At 58.1% G+C, this 13,065-nt stretch carries 14 protein-coding genes; 2 read left to right on the forward strand and 12 right to left on the reverse strand.

The genetic code is table 11. The features are described 5' to 3' along the window. Positions 1 to 49: 49 nt before the first annotated feature. The gene (gene hisJ, locus ABLU73_RS05765; protein ID WP_002913209.1) at positions 50 to 832 is read right to left on the reverse strand and encodes a histidine ABC transporter substrate-binding protein HisJ; all 783 of its coding nucleotides are present in this window, start codon (positions 830 to 832) and stop codon (positions 50 to 52) included. 267 nt (positions 833 to 1,099) lie between these two features. Beyond that, positions 1,100 to 1,882, reverse strand: a complete 783-nt coding sequence (gene argT, locus ABLU73_RS05770) for a lysine/arginine/ornithine ABC transporter substrate-binding protein ArgT (RefSeq protein ID WP_004180753.1) — start codon at positions 1,880 to 1,882, stop codon at positions 1,100 to 1,102. Positions 1,883 to 1,922: 40 nt separating this feature from the next. Between argT and ABLU73_RS05775 the strand changes: the two genes are divergently transcribed. Then, entirely contained in the window at positions 1,923 to 2,084 is a 162-nt protein-coding gene (locus ABLU73_RS05775; RefSeq protein WP_004140952.1) for a hypothetical protein, read from the forward strand. Between the two features lie 65 nt (positions 2,085 to 2,149). Here the strand turns inward: ABLU73_RS05775 and ABLU73_RS05780 are convergent, their stop codons facing one another. The 10 genes from ABLU73_RS05780 to pdxB form a co-directional block, all read right to left on the reverse strand. Next, positions 2,150 to 2,734, reverse strand: a complete 585-nt coding sequence (locus ABLU73_RS05780) for a UbiX family flavin prenyltransferase (RefSeq protein ID WP_004180755.1) — start codon at positions 2,732 to 2,734, stop codon at positions 2,150 to 2,152. 137 nt (positions 2,735 to 2,871) lie between these two features. Beyond that, a complete protein-coding gene (purF, locus tag ABLU73_RS05785; protein ID WP_004180758.1) occupies positions 2,872 to 4,389 on the reverse strand; it encodes an amidophosphoribosyltransferase in 1,518 nt (505 codons plus the stop codon). Between the two features lie 33 nt (positions 4,390 to 4,422). After that, the gene (gene cvpA, locus ABLU73_RS05790) at positions 4,423 to 4,911 is read right to left on the reverse strand and encodes a colicin V production protein (protein ID WP_002913214.1); all 489 of its coding nucleotides are present in this window, start codon (positions 4,909 to 4,911) and stop codon (positions 4,423 to 4,425) included. A gap of 217 nt (positions 4,912 to 5,128) precedes the next feature. Continuing rightward, positions 5,129 to 5,815: a cell division protein DedD gene (gene dedD, locus ABLU73_RS05795; protein ID WP_004201770.1), complete on the reverse strand. Its 687-nt coding sequence runs from the start codon at positions 5,813 to 5,815 to the stop codon at positions 5,129 to 5,131. Continuing rightward, positions 5,805 to 7,073, reverse strand: coding sequence for a bifunctional tetrahydrofolate synthase/dihydrofolate synthase (folC, locus tag ABLU73_RS05800; RefSeq protein WP_017899514.1), 1,269 nt, complete (start codon positions 7,071 to 7,073; stop codon positions 5,805 to 5,807). Before folC ends, dedD begins: the two co-directional genes overlap by 11 nt. Before the next feature lie 75 nt (positions 7,074 to 7,148). Beyond that, positions 7,149 to 8,069 (reverse strand): acetyl-CoA carboxylase, carboxyltransferase subunit beta, encoded by a 921-nt coding sequence (gene accD, locus ABLU73_RS05805; RefSeq protein ID WP_004201773.1) that lies wholly within the window; start codon positions 8,067 to 8,069, stop codon positions 7,149 to 7,151. A 185-nt stretch (positions 8,070 to 8,254) separates the two neighbouring features. Further along, on the reverse strand, positions 8,255 to 8,914 hold the full coding sequence (locus tag ABLU73_RS05810) for a DedA family protein (protein WP_264924760.1): 660 nt from the start codon (positions 8,912 to 8,914) through the stop codon (positions 8,255 to 8,257). A 26-nt stretch (positions 8,915 to 8,940) separates the two neighbouring features. Further along, positions 8,941 to 9,753 (reverse strand): tRNA pseudouridine(38-40) synthase TruA, encoded by an 813-nt coding sequence (gene truA / locus ABLU73_RS05815; RefSeq protein ID WP_004201775.1) that lies wholly within the window; start codon positions 9,751 to 9,753, stop codon positions 8,941 to 8,943. Continuing rightward, a complete protein-coding gene (locus ABLU73_RS05820; RefSeq protein WP_004201776.1) occupies positions 9,753 to 10,766 on the reverse strand; it encodes an aspartate-semialdehyde dehydrogenase in 1,014 nt (337 codons plus the stop codon). The genes truA and ABLU73_RS05820 overlap by 1 nt, the downstream gene beginning before the upstream one ends. Positions 10,767 to 10,829: 63 nt before the next feature. Then, complete coding sequence (gene pdxB / locus ABLU73_RS05825; protein ID WP_004201779.1) at positions 10,830 to 11,966, reverse strand: 4-phosphoerythronate dehydrogenase PdxB; 1,137 nt, start codon at positions 11,964 to 11,966, stop codon at positions 10,830 to 10,832. A gap of 110 nt (positions 11,967 to 12,076) precedes the next feature. Here pdxB and flk point away from each other — a divergent pair, with 110 nt between their 5' ends. Beyond that, positions 12,077 to 13,054 carry a flagella biosynthesis regulator Flk gene (gene flk, locus ABLU73_RS05830; RefSeq protein ID WP_017899511.1) on the forward strand — a complete coding sequence of 326 codons (978 nt, stop codon included), beginning with the start codon at positions 12,077 to 12,079 and terminating at the stop codon, positions 13,052 to 13,054. Positions 13,055 to 13,065 lie beyond the last annotated feature (11 nt).

Genomic DNA, 13,065 nt, shown 5'->3' on the forward strand with positions numbered 1-13,065 from the left:
TCATCCACCATTGCGCGTGAATCGGACGCGCAATGGTGAGGCGTGAGAATTATTCGCCGTATACGTTAAAATCGAAATATTTTTTCGCCAGCTTGTCGTAGGTGCCGTCCTTACGCATCTCTGCAAACGCTTTATTCAGCGCTTCGCGCAGTTCGTTGTCTTCCTTACGCAGCCCCATACCGGTGCCGACGCCGAACAGCTTTTCGTCCTTAATCGACGGACCGCCAAACTGATAATCTTTACCGATAGGCTGTTTCAGGAACCCTTCGCTGGCCGCGACCTCATCCTGGAAAGCGGCGTCAATACGGCCGGCGGTCAGGTCGGAATAGATATTGTCCTGCCCCTGATAGGAGACAATTTCGATACCTTTCGGCGCCCAGTGCTCATTACCATAAGTTTCCTGCGTCGTACCCTGCAGCACGCCCACGCGCTTACCCTTCAGGGTGGCAAGATCCGGCGTTACCGGGCTGCCCTTTTTCACCACCAGACGCGAATCAGCCGCATACAGTTTGTCGGTGAAAGCGATTTCCTGCTGACGCTTTTCGGTAATCGACAGCGAAGACATAATCGCGTCGATTTTCTTCGCTTTTAAAGAGGGGATCAGCGCATCCAGCGGGTTTTCCACAAAGGTACATTGGGTATTAATACGCTTACACAGCTCTTTTGCCAGATCGATATCAAAACCCACCAATTCCCCCTGCGCATTCTTCGATTCGAAGGGAGCATAAGTCGGATCGGTACCGATACGAATTTTTTGCGGAATAGCGGCAAAGACCGTGGAAACGCTGGAAAGGGCCAGCGCTAAAGAGAGAGACAACGCCAGTTTTTTCATAACTATCCTCGACAGACTGTCATTCTAACGGGTTTATTAGAACTATTAACACCAGTTATCGTGCCATTATTCGCCCCTTGAGGGCAAAGATTTATGCACCAGAAAGGCCATTTTTTTGCACCACAAACGCTTAACTATGCATTTTTTAGCCACAAAAGCGCCTGCCTTTGCACTAAAATGATCCACAGCGTCTGGCGATGCACCTTTTCAGGGCTTTTACACGAGCATGGCGGCAGGCCCACCCGATAGCGCGGGCCTGCGGCAGTCTTAGTCGCCGTAGACGTTAAAATCGAAGTATTTCTTCGCCATTTTGTCGTAAGTGCCGTCTTTGCGCATCTCGCCCAGCGCTTTATCAAACGCGGCTTTCAGCTCGGCGTCGTCCTTACGCAGGCCGATACCGGTGCCGTCGCCAAAGTACTTTTTGTCTTTAACGGACGGGCCGGCAAAGGCGAAATCTTTCCCGGCAGGCTGCTTCAGGAAGCCTTCGCTGGCGGCGACTTCATCCTGCAGCGCCGCATCCAGACGACCAGCGGAGAGGTCGGAATAGATCAGGTCCTGGTTCTGATATGCCACCACGTCAACGCCCTGGCTGCGCCAGCGATCGTTAGCATAGGCTTCCTGCGTGGAGCCCTGCAGCACGCCGACGTGCTTACCTTTCAGCGCCTCCAGCGTCGGCTGGATCGGCGAGCCTTTGGCCGCGATCAGCCGGGAGTCGGCGGCATAAAGCTTGTCAGAGAAGGCGATCTCTTGCTGGCGCTTCTCGGTGATGGAGAGCGAGGAGATGATGGCGTCAATTTTCTTCGCCTTGAGGGAGGGGATCAGGGAGTCAAAATCACTGCCGACCCAGGTACATTTCACCTTAATACGGGAGCACAGTTCATTGCCTAAATCGATATCAAAGCCAACAAAGTCCCCTTTCGCGTCTTTCGACGAAAAGGGCGCATAGGTCGCGTCAGTGCCAATACGAATGCTCTGCGGCAGAGCAGCAAACACACTGGCCGTGCTGCTCATTCCCACGAGTAAAGAGAGAGCCAGAATCGTCTTCTTCATACAGTACCCTTAAGTGTCGTGATGTGGTGCGTTGCTTGTTATGGTGATTGCCGATCAATCCTGCAGTTTTTGTGCCATCTTCCCGGTGCGTGCCGGGAACAGGGTTAAATTTGTTAAAATAAAGTTGCAGGATTGTCTTAAAAGGGAAGATACCAGCATTACTGGCGAAACCGCAGCGCCTGAGCGCAAAAAGACGAAATAAATGTCGAGGATTTGATCGGGACGACAAATTTGCACCAGCGCAGCGCAAGCGTACATTTCACGCACCTATTTGGTGCAATCCTGTGACCCTTGCCAGCGCGTAAATAAGTCTTGTTCCAGGCTAATGTCGAACTGATCGAGTACCCGGTTGACGGTCTGGTTGATAACATCATCCAGGCTTTGCGGCCGATGGTAGAAGGCCGGCACCGGCGGCATAATCACCGCCCCCAGCTCCGCAGCCTGCACCAGCAGTCGCAGATGGCCAAGATGGAACGGAGTCTCCCGCACGCAGAGCACCAGCGGACGACGCTCCTTCAGCACCACATCCGCCGCCCGCGTCAGCAGACCATCCGTGTAGCTATGGACAATACCCGAGAGCGTTTTCATTGAGCAGGGTAAAATCACCATCCCGGCGGTTTTAAACGAGCCGGAGGAGATACTGGCGGCGATGTCGCGGGCATCATGCACCACATCAGCCAGCGCCTGCACTTCACGCACGGTAAAGTCGGTCTCCATCGCCAGCGTCTGGCGCGCCGCCTGACTGAGGATCAGATGGGTTTCAATATCCGGCACATCCCGCAGCACCTGCAGCATCCGCACGCCATAGATGGCGCCGCTGGCGCCGGAAATGCCAATAATCAGTCGTTTCACGTTCTGTTACCCCTTGCGCGTCATGCCGCAGACTTTGCCGGATTATAGCCGTTGGCGCAACCATTGACGCACCGTTGCCGGGCGAAAAAAAGGCCCGCCGTCCATCAGGAACGGCGGGCCCGCGACGCGTGAACGGCTTAACCCTCGTTGTGCATCTCGAGGTTTTCGACTTCGTTCTGCAGCTGAACCGCTTTGGCATCATCGTTACGCAGGGAATCGAGGTAGTCGAGGTACTGCTGGTCGACATCCCGGGTGACGTACACGCCGTTGAACACAGAACATTCAAACTGCTGAATATCCGGATTTTCCGCGCGCACCGCCTCGATCAGATCGTTGAGATCCTGGAAAATCAGGCCATCGGCGCCGATGATCTGGCGGATCTCATCCACTTCGCGGCCATGAGCGATAAGTTCGTTGGCGGTCGGCATATCGATACCGTACACGTTCGGGAAACGAATTTCCGGCGCGGCTGAGGCCAGATACACTTTTTTCGCCCCTGCTTCGCGGGCCATCTCGATGATCTGCTCCGAGGTGGTGCCGCGAACGATGGAATCGTCCACCAGTAGCACGTTCTTATCGCGGAACTCCGCACGGTTGGCGTTGAGCTTGCGGCGCACAGACTTACGACGCAGCTGCTGGCCAGGCATGATAAATGTGCGGCCGACGTAGCGGTTCTTCACGAAGCCCTGTCGATAAGGCTTGTCGAGGATGCGGGCGATCTCCAGCGCGATATCGCAGGAGGTCTCCGGGATCGGGATAACGACGTCAATATCCAGATCTTCCCACTCGCGGGCAATCTTCTCGCCCAGCTTGGTCCCCATATTAACGCGGGCGCTGTAGACGGAAATTTTGTCGATAAACGAGTCCGGACGGGCAAAATAGACGTACTCGAACAGGCACGGGTTGCTGACCGGGTTATCGGCGCACTGACGGGTAAACAGCTGGCCCTTCTCGGTAATATAAACCGCTTCGCCCGGCGCCACATCGCGCAGGAATTCAAAGCCAAGGGTGTCAAGCGCCACGCTTTCCGAGGCCACCATATACTCGGTGCGGCCATCGCCTACGTCACGTTTGCCCAGCACCAGCGGACGAATGCCGTTCGGGTCGCGGAAGGCCACCATGCCATGACCGATGATCATCGCCACGCAAGCGTACGCGCCGCGGATCAAGCGGTTGGTCGCCGCAATCGCGGCAAAGATGTTATCCGCTTCCAGTGGGTAGTGACGGAAGTTATCCAGCTCACTGGCGAAAATATTGAGGAGGATTTCGGAATCTGAGGTGGTATTGATGTGGCGGCGTTTTTCTTCAAACAGCTTTTTACGCAGCTCATGGGCGTTGGTCAGGTTGCCGTTATGCGCCAACGTGATGCCATACGGCGAGTTGACGTAAAACGGCTGCGCTTCGGAGGCGCTGGAGCTGCCCGCCGTGGGGTAACGCACGTGGCCAATCCCCATATTGCCCTGCATACGCTGCATATGGCGGGCTTCGAATACGTCGCTTACCAGCCCGTTAGCCTTACGCAACCGGAAGCAGTTGTTGGCATCAATGGTGATGATGCCAGCGGCATCCTGTCCACGGTGCTGGAGCACCGTTAGCGCATCATAAATCGACTGGTTAACCGGCATAACACCGGCGATACCGACAATACCGCACATACGTCTTTTCCTCGTTCAGCAACGACCTAAAGTCTATACTTTAGGCAAGAAACTTGACGAGCTTTGCAGGTATTCAAAAAACCATCTGATGACGGGGGTAAAATAGGGAATAAACTGCGACTGATGCCAGTCATCGCTCTTCGCCATCCCGGTAAAGGTGTCAAGGAAGAACAGAATAGCGGCGATGATCAGCACCCCACGTAGCGCGCCGAAGCAGATCCCCAATACCCTGTCGGTACCTGACAAACCGGTTTTCTCCACCAGCTGGCCTATCACATAGTTCACGATAGCGCCAACGATGAGCGTCACGATAAACAGCGCCGCAATAGCAATCCCATTTCGAACCCGTTCATCCTCAAAGCCCGTAAACCAGACAGACAGATCAGCGTAGTAGTGGCTGGCGACATAAAACGCGCAACCCCACGTGACTAACGATAAAGCTTCGCGAACGAAGCCGCGGATCAGGCTGACCAGGCAAGAAAGACCCAGCACCGCCATAATGGCGTAATCAATCCAGACCATATACGTCCCACGATTTTACGCCCTGTCGTCCAGTTCGGGGCGCATTCTAACAGAAAAAGAAAACGTTTGCGTAGGGATTTCCTTGCCCTACAGAAATAAAAATGGCGCTGAAAAAACATTCAACGCCAGACTGTCTTTCGCCTCTTCAGGGCGGCTGAGACAGGGTTTACGGGGCGTTTAGCCCCGCCGCGTTCTTTCCGCATCGTGGAAAAAACAATCAGTTCGGGGTGAAGCCCATCACTACCCCGCTGAGCCCGGAGATCTGTTGCAGATCGCCCAGCTGGCCCTTGAGCTTGTCTTTTGACGCATCCGGCCCGACGAGGATACGGGTAATTTTACCCTGTACCGGCGTCGAAGGCGACGTATAGACTTTGAAGCCCGACGCCCGCAGTTTACCAACGATCTCGTTCACCTTATCGGCGTTCTTCAACGCGCCCAGCTGAACCACATAGGCTTTGCCGGTCGGCGCCGGCAGGGCCGCCTGCTGCTGCGGTTGTTGCTGCTGTGGCTTAGCAGGCGGCGGCGTTGGCGTCGCGGCCTGCTGTTGCGGCTGCGGCTTCGGCTGAGGTTTAGGCTGGGGTTTCGCGGCCACTACCGGCTCCTGAACGTCATCGAAGCTGTTGCTGTTCACCGGGATACGCGACGGATCTAACGATGGCGCGGCGGCATCGCCCGCCCGCACCTCTTCCGCCGCCCCTTCCGGCGGCTGCGAAGGCAGCGCCTGAGTCGCCGCCGGCAGCATATCCGGTTCATCACGATCGCCCGGTTTCGGCACCAGCGGGATCGCGGCAAACTCATCCTGGTAATGCTTTTTCTGCCCGTCCAGCAGCCCTGGCAGGATAATCACCCCCAGCGCCACCAGCACGATTGTCCCGACTAAACGGTTCTGAAACTTACTCGCCACCGATTCTCCCCGCGTCTATCTCTTCCATAACCTGTGCGACCGTGTGAAACGAACCACACACCAGCACGGTATCTTCCACTTTAGCGTCAGCCATGGCCGCATGCCACGCCTGCGCCACGCTGCTATAGACTGTGCCGCCACGCAAATGTTCCACCAGCTGCTCCGCCGTCGCCCCGCGCGGCCCTTCCAGCGGCGCGCAGTACCAGGCGTCGACTTCCGGGGCCAGATTGGCCAACGTGCCGGCAATGTCCTTATCATGCAGCATACCAATAACCGCCAGCACGCGTCCCGTTTTCGCTAACGTTTTGAGACGCCCGGCGAGATAAGCCGCCGCGTGCGGGTTATGCGCCACATCGAGGATCACCCGCGGGGCGTCGCTGATTATCTGAAAGCGTCCCGGCAGCATCGCGTCGCGGATCCCCGCGCGCAGGATAGCGTCATCCACGGCAAGTCCGCTGGCGCGCAGCGCCGCCACGGCCGTGGCGGCGTTCGGCAACGGCACCTGAGGCAGAGGCAGGCGGCTTAACGCCCCGCCCGCGTCGCGGAAAGACCATGTCTCGCCTTCCACCTCATAGCGCCAGTCGACGCCGCGGCGCTGGAGCAGGGCGCCCTTCTCGCTCGCCACTTCAGCAATGGTGTGCGGCATATCCGGCTCCCCTACTACCGCCGGTTTTCCGGCACGGAAGATACCGGCTTTCTCCCGGCCGATACTTTCGCGATCCGGTCCCAGCCAGTCGGTATGATCGAGAGCGATGCTGGTAACCACGGCGACATCGGCATCCACGATATTAGTGGCGTCGAGACGGCCGCCGAGCCCCACCTCCAGGATCACCACATCCAGCTGCGCCTGCTTAAACAACCATAGCGCAGAGAGCGTGCCGTATTCAAAGTAGGTCAGCGAGATGTCGCCCCGCGCCGCTTCAATCTCCGCAAACGAGGCCGTATGCGCCGCCTCCGGCAGTTCCGCTCCCTGAATGCGCACGCGTTCGGTGTAACGCACCAGATGCGGAGAGCTGTAGACCCCCACTTTATAGCCGGCCGCCATCAGGACGGTTTCCAGCGTGCGGCAGGTGGTGCCTTTGCCATTGGTGCCCGCGACCGTAAAGACGAACGGCGCCGGTTTGACGATATCCATCTGCCGTGCGACCTCGCTGACGCGCGCCAGCCCCAGGTCGATGGTTTTACTGTGCAGATGTTCCAGATAAGAAAGCCACGTAGCCAGGGGCGACGTGGCCTGAGGAATAGGATCTTTTTCCATGATGCCCGCAAGAATTGACGGTTAACGCGTATGAATAAAAAAGGGCAGCGCCGCCAGGCCCTGCCCTCTGCTTTATCAGGCCTCGGGTTCCTGATCCGGTGCCGGCGGCACCACCACGCCTTCATGAGGCGTTTCCGAAGCGGCAACCGGCGCCGGCAGGTTCATCAGCTTCGCCAGAATGCTGGCCAGCTTGAGACGCATTTCCGGACGGCGAACGATCATATCGATCGCCCCTTTTTCAATCAGGAACTCACTGCGCTGGAATCCCGGCGGCAGCTTCTCACGTACGGTCTGCTCAATAACGCGAGGACCGGCAAAGCCGATCAGCGCTTTCGGCTCGGCAATGTTCAGGTCACCCAGCATCGCAAAGCTCGCCGATACGCCGCCCATGGTCGGGTCGGTCAGCACAGAGATGTACGGTAATCCGCGCTCCTGCATTTTCGCCAGCGCCGCGGAGGTTTTCGCCATCTGCATCAGCGACATCAGCGCTTCCTGCATACGGGCGCCACCGGAGGCGGAGAAGCAGATCAGCGGGCAGTTATCTTCCAGCGCCTGCTCCACCGCGCGCACAAAGCGTGCGCCAACGACGGAACCCATCGATCCCCCCATAAAGGAGAACTCAAACGCGGCGGCCACAACCGGCATCGCGTAGAGCGTACCTTTCATTACCACCAGCGCGTCTTTCTCGCCCGTCTCTTTTTGAGCGGACGCCAGGCGGTCTTTATATTTTTTTGAATCGCGGAACTTCAGCACATCTTTTGGCTCAAGTTCGCTACCCAGTTCTACCAGAGAACCTTCATCCAACAGGCTATGCAGGCGATTACGCGCCGACATGCGCATATGGTGATCGCACTTAGGGCAAACCTCCAGGTTGCGCTCCAGCTCGGCGCGGTAGAGTACCTGACCGCAGCTGTCGCACTTGGTCCATACACCCTCAGGAATGCTCGCCTTGCGGGTGGGAGTGATGTTGCTTTTAATTCGTTCAATCCAGCTCATTGATAACCTTTCTGCCTGAACCTGGTCGATGCCAGTTTTGTCGTAAGGGGCGCATAATGCCATTTTTGCCTCTTACAGACCATGAATGTTGCACATTAAATCATATCATCCCGGAACATGGGATAAAAAAGTGGTCAAACCGCTGCGCGTGACGCTCTGCACCGTCACGCGCAACACAGGCTAAACTACTTCGCCTGCTTCGCCGCCGCCCGCTTATGGCGAATAATCTCAATCACGCCCGGCAGGACGGAAAGCACGATGATCGCCACGATCAGCAGCTTCAGGTTCTCCTGCACCACCGGCAGATCGCCAAACAGATAGCCGGCGTAGGTGAACAGCAGCACCCACAGCAGCGCCCCGACGACGTTATAGGCCGCAAAATGACGATAGGACATATGCCCCATTCCCGCCACAAACGGCGCGAAGGTTCGGACTATCGGCACAAAGCGCGCGAGGATAATGGTTTTTCCACCGTGACGTTCATAGAAGCTATGGGTTTTATCCAGATAGCTGCGACGGAAAATCTTCGAGTTCGGATTGCTGAACAGCTTTGCGCCGAACAGCCGGCCAATGGTGTAGTTGACCGCATCGCCGACGATAGCCGCGATGACCATCAGCAATACCATCAGATGGACATTAAGATCGTTGGTGGGCAGGGCCGAGAGCGCGCCCGCGACGAACAGCAGGGAATCTCCCGGCAGAAACGGCGTCACCACCAGCCCGGTTTCGCAGAACAGAATCAAAAACAGAATGGCATAAACCCAGACGCCGTACTGGGCGACCAGCTCGGCCAGGTGCACATCAATATGCAGGATGAAATCAATTAAAAAGTGAATCAAGTCCATGTTTGTCTTTACCCTTAATGACCCTATTAGTCCGCCAGAAACAGCGGGCCCATTGGCAGCACCGGTAAATCATAATGGGCCGGGTAATCCACCGACACCAGATACAACCCTTCCGCTTTTGCCGTTGCCGCAGCGAGCGTCCTGTCTTTTGCTGCCAGCAGTTCTGCCATCCAGCTCTCCGGCTGGTTACCGGCCCCGATTTCCATCAGGCTGCCCACAATATTCCTGACCATATGATGTACAAAGGCATTCGCTTTGATATCCACCACCACATAAGCGCCGTAACGGGTAACGTTAATGTGCATCACGTTGCGCCACGGGGTTCGCGACTGGCACTGCACTGCGCGAAACGAGGTAAAGTCATTCTCCCCCAGCAGACACTGCGCGGCGCGCTGCATGCGCGCGGCGTCGAGCGGCTGGTGAAAATGCGTGACGCCATGACTCAATACCGCCGGACGCAGGCGATGATTATAGATGACGTAACGATAGCGGCGCGCCGTGGCGCTGAACCGGGCATGAAAATCCGCCGGTACATGTTTGACCCAACGCACCGCGATGTCACCAGGTAAATTCGCATTTACCCCCAGCGTCCAGGCGGCATCTTTACGCTGCGCCCGGGTTTCGAAATGCACCACCTGGCCGGTGCCATGGACACCGGCGTCGGTGCGGCCGGCGCAAAAGACGGTAATCGGTTCGTTCGCCACCTGCGAGAGCGCCTTTTCCAGCTTCTCCTGCACGCTGCGCACTTCGTTTTGCCGCTGCCAGCCGTAATATTTGCTACCGTCGTACTCGATGCCCAGCGCGATTTTACAGACCGGCTGTTGCTCCATCTCAGACATCAGTACAGGTACTCCTCAATCAGCTTCTCGGCGATCTTCACCGCCATCAGCGCGCCGCCGAAGCGGACGTTATCCGCCACCGACCAGAACTGGACCTGCTCCGGCATGCCGTAGTCATTATGCACGCAGCCGATGGAGAGACGGGCGTTACCGGAGGCGTCGCCAACCTGAGTGGGGAATTCGCCCTCTTCAGACAGTTCGATCTCCTCGCCGCGGGTAAAGGCGTCACGCGCCTCTTCCGCCGCCAGCGGACGCATCGCTTCAAAGTTCACCATCTGCGCATGGCCGTAGAAGACCGGCGACTGGACGACGCTGGCGGAGATCATCAGCCCGTCATCCTGCAGAATTTTGCGCGCTTCATCGACGATACGGCGCTCTTCGCGCACGCTACCTTCACGATCCGGCAGTAGAGGCAGCATGTTGAACGCCAGCTGGCGGCCAAAGAAATCGTCTTCATCGATGGGGATGCCGTTCAACAGCTTGGCGCTCTGCCCTGCCAGCGCATCCACCGCTTTTTTCCCCTGCCCTGAGGCGGAGAGCAGGTTAGTAACGCTAATGCGCGACAGTCCACCCTGATCGATAAGCGGCTTGAGCGCCGTCAGCAGCTGGCTGGTCAGACTGTTGGGCACCGCAATCAGATTGCGGTTGCGGTAATCGCCTAACACAAACGGGTTCACGTCCGGCACCACCAGCGGTACGTCCGGCTCCAGCGCAAACAGGCCGCTGAGATCGATAACCAGACACCCGGCGTTTGTCGCATCTTCGACATACGCCGCACTGGCTTCTGCGCCTGCGGCAAAGAAAGCCAGCTGGGCCTGGGTCCAGTCAAACTCGGCGGCGTCCTTGACGATCACCGACTTGCCACCAAAACGCAGATGTTCGCCCGCGCTTTCATTGCGCGCCAGAGCAAAAATCTCCCCCACCGGGAACTGGCGTTCAGCAAGAGTTTCGAGCAGGGCTTCGCCTACGGCGCCCGTTGCGCCCAGTACGGCAATATTCCAGCCTTCAGACATGGTGGTTTACTCCAGAAATAAAGCGGCCCTGCCGGAGTATCCGGCAGGGGCATTAAGAAGACATTAACGAACAGGATGATGCACGGCGTTAAAACCGAGCTGGCGCAACAGGGCCGCCGCCTGCTCATCGCTGCACTGCACGTACAGCGAAGACCATTCGCGACGTTCCTGATAATTTTTACGCAGCTTGTCGAATTCACCGGCGACGCCCGCCACCTTCCGCAGCGGCGCATCATCGCGGCGCACATCATACACCAAATGAACCAGTCTTTTCAGCGTCGGCTGATCGAGCGGGCCATGCAGGGTGATGCGGCCAAACTCCGGGGCCGGCAACAGGGTATCCAGCGCCACCTGCTGCGGATGGCCGATAAAGGCGCTATAGGCTTCGAACACCTGCGTCGTCCCGCGCGCCTTCCCTTCAAGGGTATAGCCGGCGATATGCGCCGTGCCGATATCCACTCGCTTAAGAAGCTCTACGTTGAGATCCGGCTCCGGCTCCCAAACGTCCAGCACCACGCTTAGGGACTGACCGGCTTCCAGTCGTTTCAGCAACGCAGCGTTATCCACCACCGGCCCGCGGCAGGCGTTGATCAAAATCGTTCCGGGCTTCAGGCGGCTAATCAGCGCCTCATCCGCCAGATGCAGGGTTTTATATTGCCCTTCTTTATACAGCGGGGTATGGAAGGTGATGACATCAGCTTGCTGGACCAGATCGTCGAGGGAGCGGAAGTCGCCTTCGTCGCCGCGGTCGGCACGCGGGGGATCGCAAAGCAGGGTTTTGATACCCAACGCCTCCAGGCGCTTTTGCAGCCGCCCGCCGACGTTACCGACGCCGACGATCCCGACGGTGCGATCGCGCAGCGCGAAGCCGTCACGTTCAGCCAGCATCAGCAGCGCTGAAAAGACATACTCCACCACCGCGATGGCGTTGCAGCCGGGCGCCGCGGAGAAACCAATCCCCGCCTGCTGCAGCCACGCCTGATCGACATGATCGGTGCCTGCGGTCGCGGTGCCGACGAACCTGATGGCCTTGCCGGCAAGCAATGCTTCATTGACCCGGGTGACCGAGCGCACCATTAAGGCATCCGCATCGGTCAGGGCATCGGCCGGAACCGGGCGACCCGGGATCGCCTGCACGTCGCCTAAACGGCTAAAAAGCTCACGGGCATAGGGCATATTTTCATCAACGAGGATTTTCACAGTTCAGTACCTGTCTGAGAACGAGAGTTAACCGGGGAAGTGTGCCATAATCTGGCCGCCAGGCATACTCATCACCTGGTTCCAGTACCGCGATATCGAAAGGATGAATCATGACGCACCCCCTTGCAGATATGCCAGACCGTCCTCCTGGGCGAGGCCCATCAGGCACTGCCGCCACCGGCGAACCTTCGCTTTCCATGCAGCAACGCACCGTCCTGGAGCGATTGATCACGCGCCTGGTGGCGCTGACCTCGCAGCAGAATGCGGAAGTGTGGGCCTGCGTCAAACATGATCTCGGACTAAAAGGCGACACGCCCCTGCTGGCCCGCCATTTCAGCGCCGCAGAGGCCAGTCTCAACCAGCGCTTAGCCGCCGCGCAGGACAATCATCATCATCGCCAGACCCTGGCGCAGCTCAGCGATCTGCTCGGCCAGGGCAATAACCGTCAGGCGGTGAGCGATTATATTCGTCAGCATTATGGGCAAACGGCGCTGCATGCCCTCAGCCAGACGCAACTGGAGCACATTCTGCATCTGCTGCAGCGTGGTCAGCTGTCTATCCCGCAGCCGCAGCAGCGCCCGCCGACCCTCCGCCCGCTGTTGCCAGCCGAGCACAACACGCTCAATCAGCTGGTGACGAAGCTGGCGGCCGCCACTGGCGAACCAAGCAAGCTGATTTGGCAGTCCATGCTGGAACTTTGCGGCGTCAAGTCCGGGGAGCTGATCCCGGCGACGCACTTCACGCCGCTTTCCTACTGGCTACAGGCGCGGCAGACCCTCAGCGCGCAAACCGCGCCGACGTTGACCTCGCTGCAGGGAGCGCTCAAGCAGCCGCTTGAGGCCGCAGAGTGGCAGAAGATTGTCGACTTTGCCCGTCGCAACTGGCAGGTTACGCCGCAGACCACGCTGAGCCCGGCGCAGATCCTGGCGCTGTTGAACAAGGTGTTTGTGCTGCGGGTAGCCCGCGCCCAGGAGACGCTGGCGATCCCGCAGGAGGAGCCCGTGACCAGGCGGACATGGGCCGCTAAGCCCTGGCAGCTGGCGCTGGGCGCGGTTGTCCTGCTCCTGGTGCTGTGGCTCCTGCTGTAGCCCAGCAGGCA

This window comes from Klebsiella sp. GG_Kp175, from assembly GCF_040062325.1.
Classification (GTDB): domain Bacteria; phylum Pseudomonadota; class Gammaproteobacteria; order Enterobacterales; family Enterobacteriaceae; genus Klebsiella; species Klebsiella quasipneumoniae.